The organism is Nitrospira sp. Nam80, assembly GCF_965152575.1.
The window spans coordinates 1,553,612-1,580,306 of record NZ_OZ224216.1 but is presented as its reverse complement, the minus strand read 5'-3'; the positions used below and the strand labels follow the sequence as shown (position 1 = coordinate 1,580,306).

Sequence of the window (26,695 nt, the reverse complement as noted above, 5' to 3'; positions counted from 1 at the left end):
CAAATCAGACCGCAAAGGTCATCCGATTCGGCGAGTAACTAAGAGGCCTATAAGCCCACGAGCACGACCGACAAGAAAAAACGAGCAAGGGCGCGCACGGTCATTGGTCGATCTACGCGACCTACGGACGACGAATTCTGTACAGGGTGAGGTTGGCCTTTAATCTCGCCTTCGGAAGAATGCTTTGGTGCATCTGAAACGGTGGGAGTTCTGTGACTGCTTGGCCGGATTCCATCACAAGATTATGCAGTCGGATGACCTGTTCCAGTGCTCCGGGGCCGACGACAAAAGCGATCCCTCCTGACGCAATCCGCCGGGCAAGCGTTTCGATGGCCGCATGGATCTGCCCGGGCAGCTCGAACTGCGGGAACGGAATCCATTCATACACGAGATCATAGGGTCCATCCGGGTAGGAAGGCTCGTCCACAGCGCACATACGAATCCGCTGCAGCCATGGCAGACGGTTGAGGGAGGCGAAACGATTCCAGATCATCTGGGCCTGTTTCTGCGCAAAGGGGCCCGACCGATAAATAACGGTGTAATCACGCACCCGCCGGCCGTCAATGCAGCCGCCGATCGCGCCGTCGAACAAATGAACGAGAGCTCGATCGGCCCGAGAGACCATCGCGGCCGTTGGCGCATCCTGATCGATCAGGTCTTGCAGATAATCCACGACGAATGGTTGGGAAGCAAGCTCGCCTATCTCGGTGTCGTCTTCCGGGTACAAATGCACAGCCGAAAACGCTTCTCTTCCAGTCAGTTGAGGAGGCGTCCCGCTGAAGAGATCAGACCACTGTACCGGCGCAGCTGAGCCTGTTCGGCCCGAAGTGTCGATCAGCGGCCCCCACCGTGCGTCGATCGCCAATTTAGTCCGGAGCCCCCGGTCGTTGAGGATGAGTTCACGGCTGTTCACCTCGACGGTTCGCTCGCATGGGGCAGGGCGTTGCGATGTAGGTGCGAGATAAGAAAGGCCGGCTCCGTCGTCGGAGAGAGTCACCTTTTCGACGATATGCTGCTTCACCGTGACACAGATCCCACCGGCTCCCACATAGCGGCGGGGATAGTCCGCAGCCGGCAGCCACGTCACTTCATGTGACCGTGGCGGATCCATGAACAGCGGGAAAGGCTGTTCTCCTCGGGGGGCCCGGGCGGTGAAAAATGCGCTGAACAACCGGAACGCGGCATCCGATGGATAGGTGGGAATCCCGCGATACCGTAATGCCCGTGGAGCGGGACGACCCGCATTCTGATCATCATACAAGCCTCGAATCAGTTCAAAGACCGCCGAACCGGTCCCGGGAAGCAACGACTGAAACAATTCCACCACGGGCAGGAAATCAATATCGCCCCAATGCATGGCTCCCATGCAGGCCATGAAGCGGCATTGCTTGAACGCGCCGTCCTCAAGAACATAGAGAGCATCTTTCCTGTGCCGGATCGTTGCGGTCCCGTGAGGATCGATCAGGAGATCCTCTTCTCCATAAAAACACCGCACTTCTTCGACCGGTACCTGCATGGCGCGAGCCGCCATGTGGCGCAGGTCATCGGCCCGAAGTCGCTGCCATCCGGGCCTCGTAGAAAGGTTCAGGGTCGTCGTATTGGCGAGCCCTCCCGGTTTGATGCCGACCCATTGTCCCCAATCAAGGCGAACTCTCGCGCGGATTAGGATGTCCCGTTCCTTCTCGTCTTTTCCCCAATCGCATTCATGAAGAGGATTGCCGTCGGGGTCCGCCAATAGGAGTCGCCGCCCATGCCCGCCATAGACAACATAATGACCGCCGGGGAGCTGAAGGACTTGTCCCCCATGCTCATCGAGTTGCCGAGCATAGGGACGGTTGGAGGGAAAACTGAGCGTATCCGGTCGGGCGAGGATGGCGTGAATCGAATGCGCCGCTGGCATTACTCTCGAATCTGACCGGTGCCGAGCACGACGAATTTGGAGCAGGTGAGTTCTTCCAGCCCCATCGGGCCTCTGGCATGAAGTCGTGATGTACTGATGCCGATTTCCGCGCCCAGGCCGAATTGGTATCCATCATTGAGCCGAGTGGACGCGTTCACCATGACGGCGCTGGCATCGACCTCGCGAAGGAATCGCATCGAACGAATATAGTCGTTCGTCACGATGGATTCCGTATGGCGGGACCCGTATTGGCCAATATGGTCGAGTGCCTCGTCCATATTCTTTACGATTTTGACGGCGAGAATCAGACCCAGAAACTCACACCCATAATCCTGTTCCGTCGCCGGCTTGGCCTGAGCTGTCAGCTGGCAGGTCCGCGGACAGCCACGCACTTCTACGCCCGCTTGCGTCAGTTTTTCGACGACGCCGGGCAACCAGGTCCGCGCGATATTTTGATGGACCAGCAAGGTTTCCATGGCATTGCACGTGGAGGGCCGCTGAATCTTTGCATTCAGGCAGAGCGCCTCTGCCATAGCCGGGTCTGCATCCGCGTCAACGTAGATATGGCAGATCCCTTGATCATGCTTGATCACCGGGATGGTGGAGCATTCTGCAACGGTTTTCATGAGCGAGGCTCCGCCGCGCGGAATAATAACGTCCACGTAACGATCCTGCTTCAAAAGAAGCTGAACGATCTCGCGCTCGGGGCGATCAATGAAATTCACGGCATCCTGCGGAACACCGGATTTCTCGGCCGCTTCCGCTAGAATGTGGGCGATAATCCGATTAGATTGCAGCGCCTCGGATCCGCCTCGTAGCACCGACACGTTGCCTGATTTGAGACAAAGAGCGACGGAATCGGCGGTGACGTTGGGACGCGATTCGTAAATGATCGCGATGACACCGATGGGGACGCGCATGCGGCCGACCTGCATGCCATTGGGCCTGGTCCACATTTTAGGGGCGACGCCAAGAGGATCCGGCAATTTTGCAATATCCCTGATGCCGGCCGCCATTGCCGCAACGCGTTCCGGCGTCAGGCGGAGACGATCGGCCATCGCGGAGCGATCGGGTTTCGATTCGAATGCATCGAGGTCCTTTTCGTTGGCGGCAAGAATTTCGTCCGTACGACTATCCAGTCCTTCGGCCATCGCCAGCAGAGCGTGGTTCTTCACCAGGGAAGGAAGAACGGCTGTTCGGGCAGCAGCAGCCTTTGCCTTGGAGACGATTGTCGCAACATAGTCTTCGGGAGAAACGATTTCTTCGCCGCGGTCTCGCTCGCATGTTTCCGGAATCATGTCATCCATAGCGTGTAATCGAAGAACGGCCCACCAATATCCTTTGCGACAGCAAAGAATACTGTGCGCTCCAGAGCGGGGTCAAGGGTTGGGTGGCGGACTCTGAACGGGAGGATTGCCGGCCGGAAATGGCTGGGACATCGGCTGTGCCTGCCCGGGAAAGGGCATCGAAGAAGAACCCGGCTGCATGTAGGAAGCACCGGGAGACAGTCCCATTCCAGGCCCCATTCCAGGCCCCATTCCAGGCCCCATTCCCATTGGTGACGCCAGCATGGATAGTGACGAGGGGTTCGGATGTTGGAACATCCAAGCTTTGTACGTCTTGCGACCTTCGAAATGGCGGACTGCGAGCGGGAACTCTCGTTCCTTGATCGGCTTTCCACTACTCCTACTCCGAACTCCCATGATGCCTCCGGTCGGGGCGCGAATATACTCCCAATCTCCGTCGGACATGGGATCTTTGTACACCTTTCTCAAATAGGGCTTCGGCAAGCGCGTGAGCTCCGCCAAGGATTGAGGATAGACTTCCATCGGCACCATTCGACCCGCCTTTTTCGCGGCGGAATAAAAAGCGAGCGCATTCTGAATCTCTATGCCTTTGGCGAGCAGATCGGCCTCTTTCTCTCGTTGCACGATCATCTTCCAATGCTTTCCCACTGCGGATAACGTAATACCGATCAGGACGATCGAAAACATGACCATCAGATAGGTCACGCCCCGAGTATCTAGTGTGTTTGGCCGAAATTGCATCATGGCATCCGCCGGACAGCGAACCAATCAATCCTCAAGGCGTGTAGAAAGCGATTCGGCGCCGAGCGGTCAGTTTTGAGGGGTTCCGGTGAGTGGTTCCTCGGAAGACATCACCTCCTGAACCAGACGTGCACCGAGATGCTGAAGCGTCACGCGATCGGAATTGATAGACCGCACCAAGATCACTTTCTCGATCGTATCGCCGGCATGCACCAAATGTAGTTCGTCTTCACGGGCCAACACTGCCATGTCCTTTTTTTTGCCGTTCTTCATCCCGCCGAACCGGAGGAATCCGAGATACCGGAATTGATTCAACTCGGCGGCGGCCGCAAGCTTCCGTTCTTCGGCCGGTGTCGGCAATCTTTGTTCCGGAGGCAGGTCCTGAGCAGCAAGTTGTTCCGTGGATGCCTTGCCGGTCAATGACGCGAAAATGTTCCGCGGCGTTGCAAAACTGATCTCTCGTTGTCCGCCGGCGGCGGCGAGATGATCAAGATTCACATGCAACTCGCCCGAGGCTGTCGCAGATGACCGAGGTCCGGCGGCAGCCCCGGTCACATTCTTTAACGGCATATGCACCGGTTCTTCCGAATGCAGCAATTGCCATCCCACCACGCAGGTCCAGACCAGCCCGAGACCCACAAGCAGAAGGATCTGTTTACGATTGGCTGCGTGCATCGGACTCCAAAATCAATACCTGCGTGGGTTCGCCCCGCAGGTAAGTCGCAATTCGGATATTGAACGTCAAGGTCGGATCTTGAAGATTGCCGGACCGAACCAAATTGAGATCTTCAATGAACAGCAGTTCCTGGGCCGTCTCGAGATTGAAGAGAAATTTGCGCAAATCTTCATAGTGGCCCGTCACGATTCCCTGCAGAATGGCCTTGGTGGCATCAGGAATTTCAGTCTTTTCCGTTTTATAGGAGAGGGCCGGCAAGGTAATGCGGTCTCGTTTTGCCTCCTCGGTCACGCCGAGCGCCAGCGGGGCGAAATCCCTCACCAAAGGAAACACGGCCCATACCTGCCGCAGATCTTCCTTCGTTTTCAGCGCTTCCTTGTGCCTTGCCAACTGCAAGCGCGCGGAGACCCAGGCCGCCTGCAGTTCCTGTCGCTTCCGATCGGCCGGCTCCAGCACGGCGGTGTGTATGAGATACGCCGCGAGCGCAAGCACAGCGGCCGCCCCCAGGAACGGAAAGAGCGGCGCATAGGGCTGTCGTAGATAGTCGTGCAATCGACCGGTCATCAGGTATGGCTCTTATAGCGCAGTGAGAGATCGAATTCGACCAAGCCGTTCCCCACGTCCCGATGCTGTCCCAAAACCGGATCCTTGAACCGGGCGTGATCCTGGAACATGACGGTCAGCGCGGTCACATCCTCAAGGTTGAGGGCCGACCCGGTAAGATGGACGACAGAATTCGTCGGATCAAGCCGGATACTGTTCACGGCTATGCGCGAGGGAATCGACTGCTCAAGCTCACTCAGAAAGCGCGTCCAAGAAAAGCCCCGTTTGGCGATCAATTGATTGGCAAAGGCCACCTCTTTGGGAAGCAACTGTATGGCGGAATCGGACAAATCCATCCCCTGCCGCGCCACTTTTGCAAGGAGCTCGCGGTCTTGCTCGTGGACTCGGGCAACGGTCGCGGCCATGACCTCGTTCTCTTGCTGTATGTCCCAGGCCTGGCGCAGGTCCCATAACGTCGCCAGACAGAGCGCCGCCGACATCGCCACTATCAGCACCCGAGCCGGGCCGATGTACCACCGGTATCGCCTGCTGAGATTCACGGCGAAGAGGTGGTCTCGAGGCGTTGATTGCTCCATGCGGATGAGCGCCTGCAGGATCCCTGTCTTCATGGATGGACGCATAGGGTTTGGTTTATAACAGACCCGCCATCGCCTGCAGCCCGGTAAGCGATCGGAGAGCGTCCGGCTGAGTCCGTCCTCGGCAAAGATCTTCCCATCCCAGATGTTTCACCGTCACGCCAAGTTCCTTTGCGAGTTTTTCGCCCAACCCGTCATAAGTGCCGTCATCGCCCACGAGCACAACATTCGCCACCGCCAGAGCAGGGTGATGCTGCTGGCAGGCATACATGGAAGCGGCGCATTCTTCGATCACTTTATCGCCCCACTTCGCCCCTACGTCGCCACCGTTGAGATGACCTCCTCCTACACCTTGCAATTTCGTCCGCAAAAACACCAGATGGCCCTTATGAAACACCAACGCCGTAAATCCGCCGTCCGATACATTGACCCAAAGGAAATCAGCCGTCAGCCGGGCAGGGCCGCCCAAGGAGCGGACCCACAAATTAAATAAGCTAAGGCTGGATACTTCCACCTGCTGAGGAAGCAAGCCAACGGCGTCGCAGACCGATTCATACTGGTCCAACACCGCTTCTTGCACCACAACCGCCAGCACGGTATTCGCCGAGCCGGTCACACGTTCGATGCCCGGCAGAACCTGAAAACAGACCTTGGCTCCCGCCAGGGACAAGAGCTGTTCTTGCCCCAACCGCCACCGGATCAGCGCTTCACGTTCCTCATACCGGACCGGTAATTCCTGCAGATGCAGGACCGCAAGGCGTACGGCCAAGTCCGGCAGGATGAGTGTCACTGCGCGCGGCAGTCCGGACAGAAACTTATAATTCCGAGTCCCCGCCGGCTTAAAAGAAGTGATCAACCCGCGGATACAATCCTGCAGGCCTTCCGGATTCAGCACGTTCGGTTCGAGCGGCGACAATCGAAGCACGCCTTCGGGCAAGGGCGCAACCCGATTTCGATATCGCACGCGTCCCCTCCAATCGCGTTGCATTTCCGCCCATGCGACATCACAAGGACCGACCTTCACGGAACAATGCGGCCGCCGATGCGCCCATTCCCACATTTCAGCCCTCATTATCCATGAACGTTTCTACTACAATGGCGGATTCGCTACTGCGACAAGCCTGCACACAATCTCTGCGATGTGTGCAGGCGAGCGGGCTCGCCGCTCGGCCGCTCAACATACTTCCTCAAGTATGCTTCGTGCCCTCGCGTCTCCACGCGCCCGTCTCATCACGCGACTCCGTCATTTCGTGACGAACCGTCATGAATAATGCGGGCTAGCGTTCCTCGCTGAACGTCACGCGGTTGATCTCACGCAGAGTGGTGTCTCCGCTCAGCACCTTTTTCAGCGCAGACTGCCGCAACGTAATCATGCCGTCGGTCACCGCGCGATACCGGATCTCCGACAAGGCGCGATCAGCTAAAATCATTTCTTTGATTTCATCGGTCAGGTCGAGGAACTCGGTGATGCATTTGCGGCCTCGATACCCCGTGTCGTGACACTCCTGACAACCCTGGCCTTCATGAAACACCGCGTTCTTGTACTGTTCATATTCCAAGCCCGATTCTTCGGCCAGCGCCTTGTCCAATTTCACCTGATGCCGGCAATTCGGACAAATGATGCGGATCAACCGCTGTGCCAGCACGCACGTCAACGCGGCAAGAAAATTGTATGAATCGATCCCCATGGAGGCGAAGCGTCCGATCACGTCAAACACATTGTTCGCGTGGACGGTGGTGAGGACCAGATGTCCGGTCAATGCCGACTGAATAGCGATCTGCGCCGTTTCCGCATCACGGATTTCCCCAACCATGATTTTGTCCGGATCGTGCCTCAAGATCGACCGCAAGCCCCTGGCGAACGTCAAGCCCTTCTTCTCGTTCACCGGGATTTGCACCACGCCCGGCAATTGGTATTCGACCGGGTCTTCGATCGTGATGAGCTTGTCTTCCTTGGTGTTCATTTCGCTGATGGCAGCGTACAGCGTCGTCGTTTTCCCGCTTCCGGTCGGCCCGGTCACGAGCACCATTCCATATGGTCTGGTGATGGCCCGCCGAAACCGCTTGAGATCTTCGGGATTGAATCCGAGACGATCCAAACGCAGCGTGGACACGCCGGTGGTGATGGCCTCGCGGTCCAAGATGCGAATGACGACGGATTCTCCAAACACGCTCGGAAGGATCGAGACCCGAAAATCGACCGTTTTGCGGTCCAGACGCATGCGAAAACTGCCGTCTTGCGGCACCCGGCGCTCCGCAATGTCGAGCTCTGACATGACTTTCAGCCTGGACACCAGCGGCGGATGCAACTTGACGTCCAGGGGGTCCATGGCCGGTACGAGAATGCCGTCCACTCGAAATTTCACCGTGGTCGCCCGGTCCGTCGCTTCGATATGGATATCGCTGGCCCGGCGTTGCATGGCGCTGAGTAAAATCGTATCGAGCAATTTCACGGCGGGGCTTTGGTCCTCCCCGTTCTGATCCATCGTCAGAATTTCTTCGCCCCGTTCATCTTCCTTGACGAGCACCGAGCGAAATTCCTCTTCCAACTCCCTGAGAGCCTGGCTTGATCCCTCACTTCGCTCAATGGCGGCGAGAATGGCGGATCGCGAGCTGACAACATGAACCATGGGACGATTGATCAACAGCTCGAGCTCATCCAGCGCGAGTAGATTGCCGGGATCGGGAATGGCAATGGTCAGCACTCCATCACATTCCTTCACCGGCACAAAGGGATGCCGCCGCATGAGTTTGACGGAAATCGAAGCGTAAAACTCCTGATCCACCCGGAATCCCGTCAGCGGATCGAACGGCAAGCCATACTGTGCCGCCAGCGCCTGAGCCAATTGCTGATCAGAAATTGTTCCCTCCTCGAGCAATGCTTGGCCCAGCGCCGCAGTACATCCGCCCAAGCGAGCCAACACCTGATCGAGAGTCCGCTTGGGCACAATCCCTTGCCGTATCAGGATATCGTGAAGCGAGGGACGCGTCAGATGGCGTTGCATGCGATGAATCGTCTTTTTTCGTTGGGTTGCACGGGAACGACAAGCATGATCCGAAACGACCACGCGGTTTACTGAACGGTTTCCGCCATTTGGAAAATCGGCAAATACATGATGATGACGATGCCGCCCACCACGATCCCCATGATCAATAAAAGGACGGGTTCGATCCAGGTCGTCAATTGAGTCAACCGGACGTCCAGATCTCCGTCATAGAATTCCGCAACATCTCGGAGCATGGGTTCCAATGATCCCGTCTCTTCCCCCACGGAGATCATCTCAATGGCGAGCTTTGGAAGAATCCTGGGGCGCTCCAACGCAGCCGCCAACGTACTGCCCTCCCGGATCTCGCTGGCAGTCTCAGCGAGCCCGCGCGCGACGAATCGATTGGAAATCGCACCTCGGGAAATATCCAGTGCATCCACAAGCGGAGTGCCCCCGGACAATACGGTGGCCAAGGTTCGTGTCAACTGAATCGTGTGATGCTTGACCAATATGGGACCGATGATCGGCATGTGAAGGATATGCTGGTCCACGGCCAGCCTGCCGGCCGGTGTCCGATACCACGCATGTCCGGCGATGATGCCCGCACCCGCCGCCACCAGAAGCGGAATGAACTGCGAGCTTCCGATCTCGATCAGTTTGATCAGAGTCTGCGTGGCAGCCGGCAGTGATCGGGCCGATTCTCCATACACCGAAGCAAATGTCGGAATAACATAGCTGAGCAGGAAGCCGACGACCGCCGCGCCGACGACGATGAGAAAAGCCGGATACGCCAATGCCTTCGTCACTTTCTGGCGAAGGCCGATCATGAGCTTCAGATACGTAATGTAGCGCTGCAGCACTTCCGGCAAATTCCCGGACTGTTCGCCCGCTCGGATCGTCGCCAAATACAGATCGGAAAAAAATTGAGGATGCCTGGACAAAGCCTCCGAGGCGGACGACCCGCCTCTGATATCCTGACGGATCCCTTGCAGCGCCTCACGAAACGCCGTTCTCTCGGTGCGTTCGATCAATAAATCCCACACGCGCAATATCGGAAGGCCCGCTTTCACGAGAGCGAGGAGTTCCTGGTTGAAGATCAAGAGCTCTTGGAGCGGAAGTTTGGTCCAGCTCGCGAGCGCGAACGCCGGCACGAAGGAACGGCCCCCTCGACGTGAGATCCGAAATACGAGCAGGCCGTCCGCCTCCAATTTGGCCCGAACGAATTGTTCGTCCTCACCTTCAATATGGCCGTCGAACGTGCTGCCGTCGGAACGGGCGGCTCTGTAAGCAAAGTGCGGCATAAAGAAACAGTCGCCGGCCTTCGCCGGGCGGGTCATCGCTCCATGAGTTGCGGGCCGGATGCGCCCATGTCCACCGCATGAGTCGGAACAGGCAAACGCAACGTCCATCCCGTGACAATACGATTATCCTGAAGGCCGTTGATCTGTCGCAACTCTTCAAGATCCACCCGGTGTCGCCGCGCCAGCCGCCATAAGGTCTCGCCTTCTCGTACGACGATGATATGCGGACTCTCCGGTTCCGCCTGGGAAACTTTTGACGCAGCGCCGAGTGGGTCTGCGGGAAACGGTTCCGTCGCCATGGTCGGGTGGGCGACCAACGGAGTCGCCGAAGAGACGTGCACCGGTTGGGTCAGTTCAGCTGCATGACGGGGCACATAAGCGGAAGGCAGAATGTCTCTCTGTCTCCGGGCCTGTGCCAGAACCTTTTCCAATCGTCGCAGGCGGCTGTGCAATTGACGCCCGGATTCCTCGACATGCTCACGATCCACGCGGGCCGCCACTAACTCCTCCCGTTGGAGTTCAATGATATGCCGGGCTTCAGCCAGTCGATTCTCGGTTTCCCGCAGCATCCCCTGAAGCTGAGCGCGCGCAACGTGAGCGTCGGCCAGTTCTTTGCGCCGGTCGGCCAGCTCGACTCGCAAGTCGGCCGTCAGCCTCTGCCCATCCCGGACCGCCGACTTCAAAGAATCCACCGTGACCTGCAAATCCGTGCCCTGCAGCTCGCCGACGAGTGGCAATCGAGCGCATCCGGAGAGCCAAACCAGTGACAAGAAGCCGGCGACCGTGAGTCGCCAGCACATTCGTTTGTAAGAAATACCGCGTTCACTCAGTTGATCGCTATGGCTCATATCGTTACCGATATCCTTACCATTGGTTGTAGGGAACGCCGTTCGTTCCGACCAGTTCGGATCCCGAAAAGACATCGACGACCCCGCCTTGATCGGGATCCTGCATCTCCTGCCATGTATCCGTAGACCCCGTGAGTGGATCGGGTGGCAGCCTTCGCAAATAGCCAGTGGATACCAGAGCGGTCAAGGTCTCCGGATACTTGCCTTTATCTGCCCGGTGCTGATCAATGACATCGCGTAAGGAGAACAAATCCTGCCGTAGCGCCCCTTCTTTCGCCTTGACCACGGCATTTTGATAGGAAGGTACCGCCAGCGTCGCTAATATTCCGACAATGCTGACCACAATCATGAGTTCAATGAGAGTGAAACCGCTCTCCGGCGTCCCCGGCTTCCTACCATTCCCGATACTTTGTGCCATTGAGCGCCAATTCCTCGCTACGGCTCGACACATCATAGACATCTTCCCCGCACCAATCTTTCGCGCCGGCCGGATCCTTGTAACAGCGAAACAGCCAATCAGGCCGGCCGCTCATCGGATCCGGCGGAATCATCCGTAAATAGCGCTTCACCGAGATGCCGCGCACGGTCGCCTGTTCGCCGGTCAACTTGACGCCCAACAGGACGTCCAAGGATTTCGGATAACCGTAGGTCCCCGTCACATCTTTGCATGTCAATCGATTCTTCACGCAGGCCGGCCCCGTGAGGACATCGCCTTCCCGATACCAATCCAATCGAAAGGCGTCGATGGCCGAACGAATCACCCGAAGGTTCTGATGCAGCTCCACCTCTTTGGTCCTGGTAGCCGAAACGCGACTGAACGGCAGCACCACCGAAGCCATGATCGTAACAATCGTCAGCGTGACGAGGAGTTCCAACAGCGTGACACCGGATTGGTTCACCGGACCCTCACAACTCCTTTCGCGGCACCGACATTGGCGGCATTGCGGTCACCCGATTCACCGCTCAACATGACATTCACGGGTGAGACGCCCGGCGCTTTCGCGACAAAAACCAGACTCAGTAACTGGCCTTCGCTTCTTGATAAGGCCGGCGGCCGATGCAATCGAAGTTCCATCTCTCCGTTGGAAGCACGGGATTTGACGGCAACGGCAGCTTTGCCTCGTCCCGCGCCCATAAGTTCGCCTTCAGCTGCTTCTCGAAATTCCAACACGTGCGGATCAAACGCAAGTGTCACGATTTCACCGGTCAGGCCGTGGGCTTTTCGCGCGAACACATCGATCCTCAATTCCTTGCCGACCTGAACCGCGGCATCGGCCGGCTGTACCGAGAGTTGCGGCTTCAGATTCAGTGATTCCTGGGTAAAGCTGTTCCCCGGCGCCGCCGTACCCGATAAGGTAGCCGGCGTACCCCCCGCAAGCGGCCCGCCGGGCACTGATATTTTCCTTGCCGGACTGAGAAATAGCGGCGAGGTTGCATACGTGGATTCCGTGCCGGACCAGAACGCCTGGGTCGTCAGCCCCGGCGGCCGCATTGATTGCACGATGTGCGGCGTGAGCGTCAGGATCACTTCCGTCGTCACCCGTTGTGTTTTGAACGAACTGATGAGATTGCCTAGGAAGGGAATATCTCCCAACCACGGAATGGTGGTTTTGGTGCGCCGATCTTCTTCTTGCAGGAGCCCGCCGAGCACGATGGTTTCCCCGTCTCGCACATTCAGCATCGTCTCGGCGGACCGATTACCGAATTTGAACTGTGTAATGGGGGGATTCGCTTGGAGCAGCACCTGATCTCCGAGACGAACCACTTCGACCTTCATTTTAAGCGACAACTCGTCTCCCAGATGAATGGCGGGCTCCACAGTCAACTTGACGCCGGTGTCTCGAAACTCAATCGACGTAACCGTCGAAGTCGTGGGAACTGCCCCGGTCGCCGCCTGACCCGGTAAGACGTTCGTGGTGGAGAGCAAGATGGGCTGCTTGTCGCCGATATTGATTTCGGCCTTTTTATTATTGACGACTCGCACCTTCGGAGCCGCCAAGGTTTTCGCGTCGGTAACCTGCTTGAAAAAATCGAGCTGGACATTCGTTGGAAGCTTAAAGAGATAGCTGTCCTGGCCCAGAGTGGTCAACTGACGGTATGTGAACTGTTGCACAATGTCTTGCAGAAGCGGACCGGCAAACCCAGGCGGCACGAGCGCGCCGGCGACTTGCTTCGGATAGGAAAGCCCGTAGGTTTGATCGACCGTCCGATCCACTTCCAGAATTTCGACATCGAACAAGACCTCCGAATCTCCCCGATCGTTGGCCAAAATGATTTTTTCCGCTAGTTCGACTTTTTCCGGCTGATCTCGAATGACGATCGTGTTCAGCGGTTCGTTGGCATGGATATGCTTGGCATCCAGCATGGTCTTCAGCAAAGCCAGCATGTCCTTGGCCTTGGCGTTCGACAGATAAAACGTGCGGATCATTAAATCTTGATATTGTTCCTGCTTCTGCTTCGTATTCGGACTGATGATAATCAGATCGGCCGATGCCCGCTGGGCGAAAAGACTGTTGCTGTTCAAAATGAGATTGAGAGCTTCATCGAACGGTTTATCCTGCAGTGAGACACTGAACGGATCGTTGCGGACATCCTTGTCGAAGATAAAGTTGATCTTCGCCGCCTTCCCAAGGGCTTCGAGCACTTCTTTCAGGCCCGCATTTCGAAATTGCAGCGTGACCGGTTGCTTCCGCCGATCGTCTCGATTGAGCGCTTGCTGTTCTTCCGTGATCCGGGAGACCGCTTCAAGCGCTTCCTTCAGGTTGGGATCCAATTCAGCGGCACGTGAGAACCCCTCTAACGCTTCGCTGGCCCTCCCGAGTTGAGCCAACCGTTCCGCTTCCCGGTATTGATCGCGGGCTTCCTTCAGCCTGAGCGCTTCCGTCAGGCCGTCCTGATGGTCGGACGAACTCGGCTCAATGGTAATGGCGCGTTTGAACTCATCAATCGCCAGGTCAAGCTGTCGCATTTTCAGGAGTTCCCGAGCCCGCTCCTCATGCATCGCGGCGGATCGCTCCCGTGCCACCGCATACTTGTTCTGTAAAGCAAGGTCGAACGGATCGTCTTTCAGGGCCTGCTTATAGGCGAGACTCGCTTCTTCCCAATTGCCCGCGGCAAGATGCTGATCTCCCCGCTTGGCATCGGGAGACCCGAACATGGCGCAGGCCATGGTAGAAAACGCCACGGCGCAAATCCGCAATGAGACGAACGGAACCCGCATAGTCGGTTGCTTCTTGAGTAGCTCGCAAGCTTGTTGAATGCGGTGTTTCACATTATTCACTAAAGCGACCTGATTGGTTTGGTATAGCAAAGGCCTCCGGGAGCGACAATTTCTTTCTTAATTTTGACCGCCATCAGGCACACGCGTACCCACGCGCAAAAGGGCACCGGCGCGATGGCCCCGTGGACTTCAACTAAAACGATGTAGCGTGCGGAAGACGAATAACCCGTGCGGAGCAAAAAGGCAAGCGTAAAAGTGGGCAACGTGCGGAGAGACTAGACCGGCGAAGCAGAAACCAAAACAGTGTGTTCATTGTGCATCTGTGATCAAGATTTTTGAAATGGCATACCAAAGATCAGGGCGCCGGCCTTCAATCGCCAATGCGATATGAGGCGATCCGCCGTCGCTGTCCAGGATTCCGACGTCTAAAGAATAGATGCCCGGCATAATATTCCTTGGAAGCACAACTGCATCGTTCACCTCATGGCGCGCACCCGGAACCCATTGTCTCGGATCGGCGCGGCCGGACCATTGCGCAACGGTCTGATCCGAGTCTGATCGAAGACGATAGGCCGTGGGCCAATGATGATATATGGGGGCCACCCCGACGTTTTCCCACTGCGACACCAAGATCACATCCCCGCCGGGATGAGTTTCCCGCGGGTGTTTCAACTCACGGAGCACGATTCGATATCCGAGTCTTTTCAAAAATTCATCGACCCTTGGCCTCCAAACGGTCGGGACAGGAGATGATTTTGCATTGATGACGGAGGCATGCCATTCGAGCGCCTTCAGCAAAATCGTGTCAATATCGTATCCCCATTCATACCAGTTCTGTATGTAGTAACAGACCTCAAGATGAACCGGTGCCCTTCTCCACGCATTGCCGATAACCTTGTTCTCCGCAGCCGGGCCATAAAGATGATCCATATGATTCCAATCCGGGCGAAACATGCCATAATCGCCTAAGCAGTCTCCTCGCCAACCGGCTCCGCGTTCGGCGGCATATTCGGGTTGGCCGCCTATCAGCATAATGAGCGGCGTTCTTTGAAAATGTCTGAAATACATGTCGGTAATTCGTCTTTGGTTTTCTTCTGTGGGATAGTACCGCGCACACAGCTCTTTGACGTCTTCACAGCAGGCGGTGTTCCACTCCCCCCAGCAGCCGACGCTGCCGATGTCCACATGATCGATATCGGCGGACCCTGCATAGCGCTGCCCAAATGCCTTGAGAAGTTTTTCGTGGGCATTCAAAAATATGGGATCGTTATAATCAGGCATTAAACCGCTGCTTGTTTGAACGCTGGCCACGCCTTTGTTAAGTAGCCACCATGGCGCTTCTGGTCGATATTCGGTCATGATACGGAAACCAAGCGTTTCCCCTCTTTCTCGCGCTTGCTGAATGACGGCATCGACAAGCTCGAAATTATACTGTCCTTCTCTGGGTTCCAGCTCCGCCCAGAACCAGCGGAAATACGCAACTCGTTGAGGCGGATGTTGATCCGGCGGAGGTGGATCGCCGAAGCCGAAATGGAAATCGACAAATCCCATACCGGGATTGTAAAGAATGTCATCGATTTCTTTCGGGCGCACGGATGTGAAAGGCTGAGCACTCGTTTCCACGGCGATGGAATCATTGTTCATCTCACTCGCCGACGGCGAAGGAGCATGCACGAACATCCCGCTCGCTAACACAGACAGAAACACAGTGCTATAGAAAGTCAGCCCTCTGCTTTTCAGCATAACCTCCTCATGCCGGCCATGGTCGCACTGCTCATCAAACATGTCACAAGGCCCATGCCACACTGGCTAATCTCGTCTAATTCAAGACATTGAATAGCGACGACACCTTCTTGAAGGCAACGGAATGTGGTGAAGTGAATAATAATGAGGATCGAAGACCGGCTGACGAATGAACGGGTTACCCTGGGATCATATCAGCTGGAGCTACAGCCTCCAGTATTTGATGGCTCCGGGTAGCAGGTGCGGATTCAAGACTCCTTTCACGTCGACGACGACGCTATTACGTTGCCGGCGCAACGGTTTCAACAATTCCTGCACGTCCATCTGCATATAGTGACGATGCGGCACGGCCAGTACAATGCCGTCGACTTGCTTGATGTGGTCCCATGGAAGAAGCCGCAATCCATACTCGGCGACGGCTTCTTCCGGCTCTGCCAGCGGATCGTGCACGCTTACCTGTAGTCCGTATTCCCTCAGTTCGTTGATAATATCCGGCACTCGACTGTTGCGAAGGTCCGGCACGTTTTCCTTAAACGTGAGCCCCAGCACAGCGACTTTCAGATCACCGACCGGGCAGTCCAACTGGCTCAACAGTTTCATCGTGTGCTCGGCGACGAACTTGCCCATGCTGTTATTGATGCGGCGTCCGGCCAGAATGACTTCGGGATGGTATCCGACGGATTCCGCCTTCGTGGTCAAATAATAGGGATCCACTCCGATGCAATGGCCGCCCACCAATCCGGGACTAAACTTTAGAAAATTCCATTTGGTGCCGGCTGCTTCCAAGACGGACTTGGTATCGACGCCCAAGCGATGAAAAATCAAAGCGAGTTCATTCATCAGCGCGATATTCAAGTCTCGCTGAGTGTTTTCAATGACCTTGGCCGCCTCGGCGACTTTAATACTCGGCGCACGATGAATGCCGGCTTTGACGACCTTTCCATAGATCTGAGCCACAATATCCAACGATTCGCCGTCTTGAGCCGAGACAACCTTTACAATCTTCTCCAATGTGTGCTCTTTGTCACCCGGGTTGATTCGCTCAGGTGAATACCCGATTTTGAAATCGAGTCCGCACTTGAGTCCGGACGTCTTTTCCAGTATCGGAAGACAGACCTCTTCCGTGGCGCCCGGATACACGGTCGATTCATACACGATGATCGTTCCGGGAGAAAGATTGGAGCCGATCAGTTCGGATGCTTTTTGGAGAGCGGTGAGATCGGGCTGCAGCGCCTCATTAATGGGGGTCGGCACCGCAACAATGATAAAATCGGCAGTCTTAAGTTCCGTCGGATCAGACGTGTACCGAACGCGGCTTCGCTTCAAATCCTGACGCGAGACCTCGCCCGTTCTGTCCACGCCGTTCCTGAGTTCGTCAATCTTCGCTTTATTAATATCAAAGCCGATCACCGGGGCCTGTTTTCCGAACGCGACAGCAATCGGCAAGCCGACATATCCCAACCCCACAATTGCAATCGAGCGAGCAACGTTCTTCGGCATCATTCCCCCTCTATGTATTCTCAGTATTCCCAATAAAAGCCAAAATAACAATGGCAGACGAGCGTAATTGCGTCAACAAAACCTTCCTCGGCGTAAAAAGTGCCCATTCGTTATACCGCAATTGAGCGCATTCTTTCGATTTGATGGCGCAAATAAGTTTTCGTTCGCTGTGTGCAGATGTGTGCAGGTTGGAACTCATACGACTGTAGAACCATACAGTCATCACGCTGAAAGGAAAAGGCGGAGCCTGGCATGCAAGGCCATAAGTTGTGGCGTTCAAAAGAAAATGCCTTGCGCCGCTTGATCAAGCCTCTTCATTGTTGTACATTTTTTCACCCAACATATCTGGCATTAAGTTTGCTCATCTCACATCGGGCTTTAAACCGATTCACCACCATGTATTACTGTGGAGGCGTGCGATGATATTCGATCGACGGAAGATTATATGTTTGGCGTTACTGGTCGCGGGGTTGTTCGGAAGCCCTCGCTTTGCTTCGGCGTCCGCGTCCTGGCCAAACGAGCCGTCGGGGTCGAGTCTTATTTCAGACTATAGCTACAATTCTGTAAGCGGAGACGGGTGGTTCAGTACAGGAGGCGATTCGTCGATCATTAGTGATGCCACGGCCCCGTTATCGCCAAACAACGTGCTGCAGATGCGATATGTCACCGGGTTTAAGGCCGGATATGCTCCTGACAACTCTTGGCATTCATTAAACGGGGACCAAAGGGAAGTTTACGTAGGGTTTTGGTGGAAGGCCAGTCCAAACTGGCAGCAAGAAAGTAATAGCGCTTTTAGCAAAATAGCATTTTTCGTCAGTAACGGAGCGTGGGACGTCTTTATCGGAATGCACGGTCCGCAAGGCGGCCCATACGCGTTGTCGGTGATGTTTGAATCACAGACCCTCAGCAATGGCCATCTACCCGCGAGCTATGGAGATAATCCCGGGACGCGCGTGTTGCTGGGCAACATCAGCAGGCCAGGCGTTAGCCCCGGAAACTGGTATAGGATAGAAATGTATTCCAAGCATAGTACAACCGCCACATCTCGAGATGGAGTTTTTCGGTGGTGGGTCAATGGAGCCTTATGCGCAGATTATACCAGCGTGAATTTCGACCCACTACCCTGGGTTCAGTTCAATCTCAGTCCAACGTGGGGCGGCATGAATAATACTAAAACCCAAACGGACTATTATTGGTTCGACCATATCCATTTATCACTTCCAAAGGGCGGTTCCGCTTCTCCAACTGATCAACCTCCCGGTCCACCTGCGGCTCCCAGAATCCTGAATGTCGTTGTCCAATAATAACTAAGAAACTGAGCAGAATTATTCACAGCGAGGGCCGCTTTTGGACGTACAGGCGGTGCCAGATGACAAAGGTCAGCAGCGTCCAGATTTTCGTTTCGTGATTTCGGACCAAGGCGTTATGGTCTTTCAGCAGCCCCTGCACCGCTTCAACGTTGAACAGCCCGACTTCTTTTAACGCAGACGGCGAAAGATAAGTCTGCGCCACCTCGCGCAGAGGACCCCGCAACCAACCGGCAAGCGGAATAGAAAATCCCTGCTTCCGCCGGCTCAGAATTTGTTCCGGCACGAGCCCTTTGAGAGCCTGAATCAATATATATTTTTTTTCCCAGCCCTTGAGCTTGTATTTGGAAGGAATCGTGGCGACGAACTCCACGAGCTTATGGTCCAGGAATGGGACTCTTACCTCCAGGGAATGCCACATGCTTAGTCGATCGGTTTTTCGCAGTTCATCGTCCGGCAGATAGGTGTGCATGTCTGCATTTAATATCCAGTCGAGTCGGTCAGAAGCACTCTTCACTTTGAGCATCGCGGATCGGACCTGCAGTCCGTTGCCTTTCTGGAGTTCTGAGAGCAAGTCGCGATTAAATATTCGTATCTTTTCTTGTTCATCGAAAGCGGACAAGTATCTTTGATATCTGTCCGGCAAAGACAGATTGTCTCCGTCGACAAATCGCTTGATACGATCCACCCACAATGCTCCGGGTCCCCATTCGGGCAACGCCCCGACTATAGGCCTGATAACCCGTTGACGGAGCCACCCAGGCAAGTATTGGAATTGCTCGGCAAACAGCGCACCTCGATAGCGCTCATATCCGGCAAAAAGTTCATCGCCTCCCGTACCCGACAGCGCAACGGTGACCCATCTCCTGGCAGCTTCGCACACTAAATAATTCGGAACCACGGAAGAATCCGCAAACGGCTCGTCAAACGAACGAATAATATTCGGCAAAATCTGCTCGATCTGAGTTTGCGGATTTTCGTACAGGCATTCGGAATGATCCGTTCCGTATCGTTGGGCAATGGTGCGCGCAAACGGCCGCTCATCAACACCCAATTGTCCTTCACCAAACCCGACTGTGAACGTTTTCGGCTTGGTCCCGCCATCCTGCGACATGACAGCCACGATCGCGCTTGAATCTATCCCTCCACTAAGAAAAGCTCCCAAGGGGACTTCGCTGACAAGGTGCAGGCGGACGGCTTCTTTCACGTGATGCAAGAGGCCTTCGCGAAAATAATCCAATGATTTCGTATGATCCGGTCGTGGCAAGAATTCCCAATATCGCTTAATCTCCAAACGACCCGCCTCCCACACACCGATATGAGCCGGAGGAAGCTCCGCAATTGCTTCGTAGATCGTCTCCGGGCCAGGCACATACTTGTAAGAAAAATAATCGGAGAGCGCCCGCAGATTCATGCTTGAGCCTAATCCGTCAACTGCCAGCAGACATTTCAATTCCGATCCAAAATACAATCCCTGCTGATGCCGGCTATAGTACAAAGGTTTGATGCCGACGCGATCGCGCGCCAAAAGCAACCGCTTCCGGCGCTCATCCCATATGGCGAACGCAAACATTCCTCTTAATTTAGTGACACACTCGTCCCCATAATCCTCATAGAGGTGCACGAGACATTCCGTATCCGAAGCGGTCGCAAGCGTATGTCCCCTCGTCTCCAGTTCAGCGCGCAACTCCCTGTAATTGTAAATTTCTCCGTTAAAGACAACCCACACTGATTTATCTTCGTTATGAACCGGTTGCTGTCCCGTCTTCACGTCGATGATCGCTAGCCGTCGCATCCCAAGTCCGATCCGGTTGTTCCAATAATAGCCTTCGTCATCCGGGCCTCGACGGGATATGACCCTATTCATCTTCATAACCAGGTCAGGATTGACTTGACCGGTAGACGACATCGCTATGCCGACGATCCCACACATATGGCTTGTTCCTAGTTTAAAGCGCCTTGTGCCTTCCGCATCGAGACATCCTGATACGCAGCCAGCAACTGTTTTCCGATCACATCCCAGGAATACCTCCGTTCCACCGATTGACGACCGGATACGGCGATGCGACGGCGAAGTTCACCGCTACCCAGCAGACGCTCTACGTGACGAACAAATTCGTCCGCATCATCGGCCACAAGCAGATCGCTTTCATGTTTGAGTCCCAAACCAGAGCACGCAAAGGAGGTGCCGACAACGGGCACTCCCATTGCCAAGCTATCCAAGATCTTCAAACGCGTACCCCCTCCTTCACGGATGGGGCAGACACACACCGTCGCGTTCTGAAAATATGGCCGAACATCATCCACAAACCCCATGACATGCACTCGAACATCCGACGCTTCTCGAGCTTTCAGCCAGTCGGGTGGCTGCCGGCCCACGACATACATCTCAATAGCCTCGTGCCGAGATCTAAGCTTCGGCCAAACGGCGTCGAAAAAATATCTCATGGCCTCCTGGTTGGGATACATGTCCAAACTTCCACAGAAAAGAAGCCTTTGCCCCCCCGGATCACGGCGTGGAACAAAAAACTCGGTATCGACACCATTTGCCACGACCGCCGTTTTCATGCTCGAGTCCTTCCCGAGCAGCAGCCTCGCTTCGTCTGAAGAACACACCAAATTGACATCGGCGGCTTCGCCCCATCGCACTTCAGCCCAACGCAATTTTCTCGTTTCCATTCTCCAATATTGCCGCAACAGAGGATTCGTCTCGCCCTCCATCCGCCGTTGCATCAGAGCCGATTGCACGTCATGATGGTTCAGAACTGTGCCACAGTTGTTTACCAACGGCATGTATTGAGCCAGACCTAACGTATCGAAATGGATCACATCGAAATGGTAAGTACGAACCAGGTGTAATATCTTATGATACAGACGACGATTCCGTAACCAAAGCACCTCGTACGGGTGAGTCGATACTAGTCCCTGGAAAGCCGTCCTGTATCGATAGAGTGCGCCCTCCGGCTGTGACATCGGAAGCCAATCCGCGCTCGCACAGAACTTGGACAGCGCTTTCATGCAATCGGACGGCTGCACGTCAGGAGGTCTTGTCCGTGGCTGGTCAAAGGCGAGGAAATGGACTTCAGCTCCGGAGGCGGCTTGGCGCAATAAATTATAATTGCGCTGTAAAGCGCCGCCTTTAGGCGGATATGCCAAATTGTGGCCAAGCCAGAGTATCCTCATAATCCTACAGCGATCAGTATCGCGACCGATCGACCTTCAAAAGAGGGTTTCGATGAACGCAAGGAGACAAGCGGGTTTATGCAACCATATCCGCGAGATGCTTGAGATGCGAGGGTTGAAGAAAAAAATAATTGACCGACCAATGGCCGGCGGGGCGTTCTTTCAAGTGCTTTCCATCATAGATGAAAGCCTTATAACCATAGCGCTTCAATATTCCATACAATTCATGAGCAGACGATCCTTGCTTTTCAAATTGACCGGCTACTTCGAGAAGGATGGCGGGCTTTTGCGTTTCAAAGAACTTCTCGCCGCCCTTAAAGGCGGCGAGTTCGTGTCCTTCCACATCGCATTTAATGAAGCTGACCCGCTTTGCAACCTCTTGAAACAAGGAGTCTATAGAGCGCGCTGCAACTGTGTATTGCCTATTGGCTGAACCGGTTGACTGGGAGCCCGATATGATCTTTGCCTGATAAAAATTCTTTCCGCCATACTCGTGAAGCGGAATCTCCATGACTGCGGGACCATCCTTTTCTGAGACTGCGACGTTAAGCAATTCAACATTCTTCAATCCACGGGCAGAGGCTACTGCGGACAGCAATCTGAACGTGTCTGGAATCGGTTCGATGCTGTAAATTCGGCCATCCTTTCCGACTAGGTTGGCCAGCACATGAGTATACCAACCGATGTTTGCTCCAAGATCTATCGCAACATCGCCGGGCTTGACCAGACGTTTGATGGGCTCAATATCCGGCTCCCAAAATGTCGGAATTGTCCGCGTGTAATAAATTTTCTTGAGAGCAAATAAAACACTCTCCGGCAGGATCGTGACAGCAAGCCATTTAAGCAACGACATGGTGCACTCTATCCGAAACAAGCGAACAATAGAGATCGGCTGTCCTTTCGGCCATTACGCTCGCGTTAAACTCTTCCTCGACACGAAGCCGCCCGGCTTCGGCTAATTTTTTCGCATAGAGCTCATCCCCCAATATCCTGTCGATGCCTTGCTCCAATTCAGCCGCATTTCCCGGCGACACGAGCAATCCGCCGGCACCATGCGTGGCGACTTCCGGTATTCCTCCTACTCGGCTTGCAACCACGGGGCATTTCAATGCCAGTGCTTCCAACAAGACCATTGGAATCCCCTCGTGGAAAGATGGCAAGACAAAAACATCCATACAATTGACGAGATCATAAACGTCATCCCGCTGGCCTGCAAGGACTACTTCCTTTTCAATGTGCAAATTATGAATTAACTGTGTCAGGGTCGCCTTGAGCGGGCCATCTCCGACGATAAGGACCTTCACGTTGCCCCTCTTTCTGATTAGGGAGCCGGCAGCCTGCAACAGGATGTTGTGCCCCTTGACCCGCGTGAGCCGTCCTACGGATCCAATTACCCGGTCACCGGAGTGAAAACCAAGGCTACGCCGCATATGTTCCCTATGTTGAGTCACCTTCACTCGGCTTAAATTGATTCCATTATGGATCTGTACCACTTTATGGGCACCGTAACACCGTCTTAGGTCAGATTCTATGTCCTCGGACACCGCTATAAGTCTTTTGACCTTCAGCCTCGTGATAAGCCAATCCACGGATTCGTACCCCATCATCTTGACATAAGCCATGCCGCTGAACGGCTCCGTCATCCCATGGACCACTCGCACTACGTTGCGGATACCTACGGCGGCTGCGGCGGCGGTTCCCAGAATATTGTCCTTGTATTTGTGCGTGTGTACTAAATCCGGCCGTCGCCGCCTTAACATTGCAACGAGGTTCATAAACAGGCGGCATGAATTGTACTGCTCCTCGGACAACACAGTGACCGGAACGCCGAGTTCTTTGATCTCACAGGCCAAACGTCCGTCATTTAGAAGAATCACCGAGAGCTCCAGTCTTGAGTCGTGGACCAGACCCTCTAAGAGCGTCACAAGTTGCACTTCCGCCCCGGCCCAAAGATCTGCATGTGCAATATGACAGACCCTGATTGGCTTAGATATCAAATTCTGCGACTCCATATCTTGTTTCACAGTAACGACAGGATGCTCTACACTAGTGCGCGGGACAGTCGGGCAAACCCCTCAAACATATACCGGGAAAACTCATTCGTTTAAGCTCTCCCGGTACAGCTTGCAATATTCGTCGATCATCATGTTTATGTGGAATCGCTGCTCCACCCTTCTACGTCCGTTTTGTCCAAAGGTCCGAGCCCGATCCTTATCAAGCAGAAGCGTTGTAATGCCTTTCGCAAGCGCCCCACTGTCCTCACTGGGTACGAGCAGCCCGGTTTCTCCTTCGATCACCAATTCAGGATTCCCTCCCACTCGAGTAGCGACCACCGGCTTCGCAGAAGCCATAGCTTCCAGCGTCGCCATAGAAAGGCCTTCCGATAATGACGGCAACACAAAAATATTCATAATGGAAAGCAGCCTTCCAATATCTTGCCTCAGGCCTAAGAAGTAGACGTACCGCTCAAGACCGAGTTTTTTTATCCGATCTTTAAGAGCCACTTCCTGGTCCCCTCGACCAACGAGCAGAAATTTAGCGGCAGGACATGCTCGGATAACTGAAGGTATCGCCTCTATCAAATATCGATGGCCCTTCACCGGATAAAGACTTCCTACCGCCCCGACAATTTGATCGTCGCTGCTCAGCCCGATTTCATTTCGCATTCGCGCCTGTTCCTCCGCATCGATATCGGGAAAATCGTCAATTCCATTATAGATGACCTGAATCCGTTCATCGGTTATACCGGTATGCTCGGTCACAAATTCCTTGAGATCCTTCGAAACGGCCACCATGCGCGCATACCGGCTCACAAGGCGATATGCCATTCGGCGTGTCGACTTCTCCCAGTAATAATTCTTGCCGTGAATCGTCGCGACGATAGGAATTCTGGCAATTGCCGCCGCCAATGTGCCGTGCACAATGGCATCGAATTCATGGGCGTGGAGGAGATGGATCTGTTCCTTACGTATCAACATCAGAAAGTGTCGCAGCCACACGAGGTCGAATGGTCCCTTGTTTGGAATGACCGTTGTCGAAATCCCATCACGCTCGCACTGCTGCTGCACCCAGCCCGGCCTAAACAGGCAAACGTGTGACCGAAAGGAGTGAGTATTAAACCGTACGGCAAGCCTGTTGACCAAGCGCTCGGCTCCGCCGGGACCGCTACTGGTTGAAAAATACAGGATTCCCCTCCGCATGGTTCGGTCGTCCTGTCTCATAACAGGCATGGACACCGCATAGGTTCGAAGGACCACACCAAGCGCACCGAATTACCTTGCAGGTCTGGGGCGGATCATTCCGGTTGGAAGGGAAGATTTTGGCAATCGAGGAATAGCACCCTTCGAAACGGACAGCTCACCAGTCGGGCGCCGGTCGAGGTATAAATTGCCCAATGCGACGGTTAGCGCCGTTATGATCCAGAATGTCGGGTACCACAAAGTCGATATAAACACGCTGCTGGCAAGGTATCCGATCATTGCCGCCTCGAGCGCGCTGCCGACGCTGACGCCGAACCAAATATCCCGCTCCTCTCTGTCTCGATCTTTAGACACTGCCTTCAGAAGAGCTCGACCTAGCATTTTCAACCGGCTAACCGTCGTGTAGTTGCTCCACGCCATCAAAAAAAACATCAACGCTCCGACAAAACCCATCTCCGGGATCAATGTAAAATACATCGAATGAGCGGCTCGGCCGGCAAGAGACCGCGTATTAAATCGATCTTCTCCTTGGTACTCTTGGAAGTTCCACGGGAAATTACCTTGACCCACTCCGAATATCGGATTCCCTAGAAACATTTGCCAGCCAATGCCCCAGGTATACAATCGTTCCGCGCCTGTGCCGACAGTCAGCGTTTTCTCGTCAGTGGTGGACTGAATCTCTTCCCAATATTGTTCCGGAGCAAAAATGAGCATAAAAATGACAACCACCCCTACCAATACCACCGCTCTGCCTTTTTTTGATGACTTCAGCCAACAATAAAATCCGACTGCCGCCAAACCAATAAATCCGCCTCTTGACAGCGTGACCATAGCCGTCAAAATGAAAATGCAGAGTGAGCTCAAGTACAACACTCGGCTCGCCTTGCTGTGAGCCCCCAACAACATAAAATATGCGAACGGCACAGCCACATTCATTTCCATGCAAAAATCGTTTTCGTCGCCCAACCATCCGCCGACACCTTTTCCACCATTCATTAAGCCCAAGACTGCCAATACAAGATGGACTATGAGCCAAGCATTCACTAGGATTTTCATTTTTTCTATGGTATCGACAAATGCTACAACGCCTAAGAAAAAGCAAAAGTACAAAAGCATGTCCTTCAAAACCATGGCGGCCCAAAAATTATTCGTCGCGAAAGGAACATGTCCGATCATTACAATCAAGAGCGCGATGTACAGCTTAGTCTGTCTATTAGCGACGTTAAGCTTTCCGGATATGACGACGCTGACGCCGATAAGCAGATCGATAATGGAAGGAAAGGGGATGACTTTAATACCGGGTATGATGTCTTGGGGTCGACCGAATTCCACTAACAATGAGATCAGTACGAGATAAAATCCAAGACCTCGTTTAGCAACGGGCTCAGTTGCCCCCTTACCAGCAGATATAGGTCGCTTCGCAGAAGGATACAATTGAGATGCATGTCCTTTGAGTTGCATATAAATGAATAACTATGAGTCAGCTTCTATCCCAGGAGGATACAAATCATAAAAACGAAGGGTTCTTCATATTATAAGACATACAAAACAGGTGACCTTAGCAGGATCATATTAGATGCGAGGATCCTTAATACTTTAAGAGAAAGAGGTACGATCGCCCAAAAGCTGTAGGTCTTCACGAA

Annotated in this window: 21 protein-coding genes; all 21 read right to left on the bottom strand. The window is 54.4% G+C overall.

Going from position 1 to position 26,695, the window contains the following annotated elements:
• Positions 1-121 precede the first annotated feature (121 nt).
• Positions 122-1,900 carry a hypothetical protein gene (locus ACWGXE_RS07330; protein WP_447602536.1) on the bottom strand — a complete coding sequence of 593 codons (1,779 nt, stop codon included), beginning with the start codon at positions 1,898-1,900 and terminating at the stop codon, positions 122-124.
• Positions 1,900-3,198 (bottom strand): glutamate-5-semialdehyde dehydrogenase, encoded by a 1,299-nt coding sequence (locus ACWGXE_RS07325; RefSeq protein WP_447602535.1) that lies wholly within the window; start codon positions 3,196-3,198, stop codon positions 1,900-1,902. Before ACWGXE_RS07325 ends, ACWGXE_RS07330 begins: the two co-directional genes overlap by 1 nt.
• Before the next feature lie 81 nt (positions 3,199-3,279).
• The gene (locus ACWGXE_RS07320) at positions 3,280-3,951 is read right to left on the bottom strand and encodes a hypothetical protein (RefSeq protein ID WP_447602534.1); all 672 of its coding nucleotides are present in this window, start codon (positions 3,949-3,951) and stop codon (positions 3,280-3,282) included.
• A gap of 66 nt (positions 3,952-4,017) precedes the next feature.
• Complete coding sequence (locus ACWGXE_RS07315) at positions 4,018-4,623, bottom strand: hypothetical protein (RefSeq protein ID WP_447602532.1); 606 nt, start codon at positions 4,621-4,623, stop codon at positions 4,018-4,020.
• Positions 4,604-5,188: a hypothetical protein gene (locus ACWGXE_RS07310; protein WP_447602530.1), complete on the bottom strand. Its 585-nt coding sequence runs from the start codon at positions 5,186-5,188 to the stop codon at positions 4,604-4,606. The genes ACWGXE_RS07315 and ACWGXE_RS07310 overlap by 20 nt, the downstream gene beginning before the upstream one ends.
• Positions 5,188-5,796, bottom strand: coding sequence for a PilN domain-containing protein (locus ACWGXE_RS07305; protein WP_447602529.1), 609 nt, complete (start codon positions 5,794-5,796; stop codon positions 5,188-5,190). The genes ACWGXE_RS07310 and ACWGXE_RS07305 overlap by 1 nt, the downstream gene beginning before the upstream one ends.
• A 22-nt stretch (positions 5,797-5,818) precedes the next feature.
• On the bottom strand, positions 5,819-6,727 hold the full coding sequence (locus ACWGXE_RS07300) for a hypothetical protein (protein ID WP_447602527.1): 909 nt from the start codon (positions 6,725-6,727) through the stop codon (positions 5,819-5,821).
• A gap of 313 nt (positions 6,728-7,040) precedes the next feature.
• Positions 7,041-8,768: a GspE/PulE family protein gene (locus ACWGXE_RS07295; RefSeq protein WP_447602526.1), complete on the bottom strand. Its 1,728-nt coding sequence runs from the start codon at positions 8,766-8,768 to the stop codon at positions 7,041-7,043.
• 68 nt (positions 8,769-8,836) lie between these two features.
• The gene (locus tag ACWGXE_RS07290; protein ID WP_447602524.1) at positions 8,837-10,087 is read right to left on the bottom strand and encodes a type II secretion system F family protein; all 1,251 of its coding nucleotides are present in this window, start codon (positions 10,085-10,087) and stop codon (positions 8,837-8,839) included.
• On the bottom strand, positions 10,084-10,899 hold the full coding sequence (locus ACWGXE_RS07285) for a LysM peptidoglycan-binding domain-containing protein (protein WP_447602523.1): 816 nt from the start codon (positions 10,897-10,899) through the stop codon (positions 10,084-10,086). The genes ACWGXE_RS07290 and ACWGXE_RS07285 overlap by 4 nt, the downstream gene beginning before the upstream one ends.
• A 16-nt stretch (positions 10,900-10,915) precedes the next feature.
• Positions 10,916-11,317, bottom strand: a complete 402-nt coding sequence (locus ACWGXE_RS07280) for a prepilin-type N-terminal cleavage/methylation domain-containing protein (RefSeq protein ID WP_447602521.1) — start codon at positions 11,315-11,317, stop codon at positions 10,916-10,918.
• The gene (locus ACWGXE_RS07275; RefSeq protein ID WP_447602519.1) at positions 11,292-11,798 is read right to left on the bottom strand and encodes a type II secretion system protein; all 507 of its coding nucleotides are present in this window, start codon (positions 11,796-11,798) and stop codon (positions 11,292-11,294) included. Before ACWGXE_RS07275 ends, ACWGXE_RS07280 begins: the two co-directional genes overlap by 26 nt.
• Positions 11,795-14,119, bottom strand: coding sequence for a secretin N-terminal domain-containing protein (locus ACWGXE_RS07270; protein WP_447602518.1), 2,325 nt, complete (start codon positions 14,117-14,119; stop codon positions 11,795-11,797). The genes ACWGXE_RS07275 and ACWGXE_RS07270 overlap by 4 nt, the downstream gene beginning before the upstream one ends.
• A 309-nt stretch (positions 14,120-14,428) precedes the next feature.
• Positions 14,429-15,862 (bottom strand): DUF4832 domain-containing protein, encoded by a 1,434-nt coding sequence (locus ACWGXE_RS07265; protein ID WP_447602516.1) that lies wholly within the window; start codon positions 15,860-15,862, stop codon positions 14,429-14,431.
• 204 nt (positions 15,863-16,066) lie between these two features.
• Positions 16,067-17,362 carry a nucleotide sugar dehydrogenase gene (locus ACWGXE_RS07260; RefSeq protein ID WP_447603893.1) on the bottom strand — a complete coding sequence of 432 codons (1,296 nt, stop codon included), beginning with the start codon at positions 17,360-17,362 and terminating at the stop codon, positions 16,067-16,069.
• Positions 17,363-18,691: 1,329 nt separating this feature from the next.
• The gene (gene asnB / locus ACWGXE_RS07255) at positions 18,692-20,542 is read right to left on the bottom strand and encodes an asparagine synthase (glutamine-hydrolyzing) (RefSeq protein ID WP_447602515.1); all 1,851 of its coding nucleotides are present in this window, start codon (positions 20,540-20,542) and stop codon (positions 18,692-18,694) included.
• 71 nt (positions 20,543-20,613) lie between these two features.
• Entirely contained in the window at positions 20,614-21,852 is a 1,239-nt protein-coding gene (locus ACWGXE_RS07250) for a glycosyltransferase family 4 protein (protein ID WP_447602513.1), read from the bottom strand.
• A gap of 76 nt (positions 21,853-21,928) precedes the next feature.
• The gene (locus tag ACWGXE_RS07245; protein WP_447602511.1) at positions 21,929-22,705 is read right to left on the bottom strand and encodes an FkbM family methyltransferase; all 777 of its coding nucleotides are present in this window, start codon (positions 22,703-22,705) and stop codon (positions 21,929-21,931) included.
• Entirely contained in the window at positions 22,692-23,777 is a 1,086-nt protein-coding gene (locus ACWGXE_RS07240) for a glycosyltransferase (RefSeq protein WP_447602510.1), read from the bottom strand. The genes ACWGXE_RS07245 and ACWGXE_RS07240 overlap by 14 nt, the downstream gene beginning before the upstream one ends.
• A gap of 171 nt (positions 23,778-23,948) precedes the next feature.
• The gene (locus ACWGXE_RS07235; protein WP_447602509.1) at positions 23,949-25,052 is read right to left on the bottom strand and encodes a glycosyltransferase; all 1,104 of its coding nucleotides are present in this window, start codon (positions 25,050-25,052) and stop codon (positions 23,949-23,951) included.
• Between the two features lie 72 nt (positions 25,053-25,124).
• Positions 25,125-26,513, bottom strand: coding sequence for an O-antigen ligase family protein (locus ACWGXE_RS07230; protein ID WP_447602508.1), 1,389 nt, complete (start codon positions 26,511-26,513; stop codon positions 25,125-25,127).
• Between the last annotated feature and the right edge of the window lie 182 nt (positions 26,514-26,695).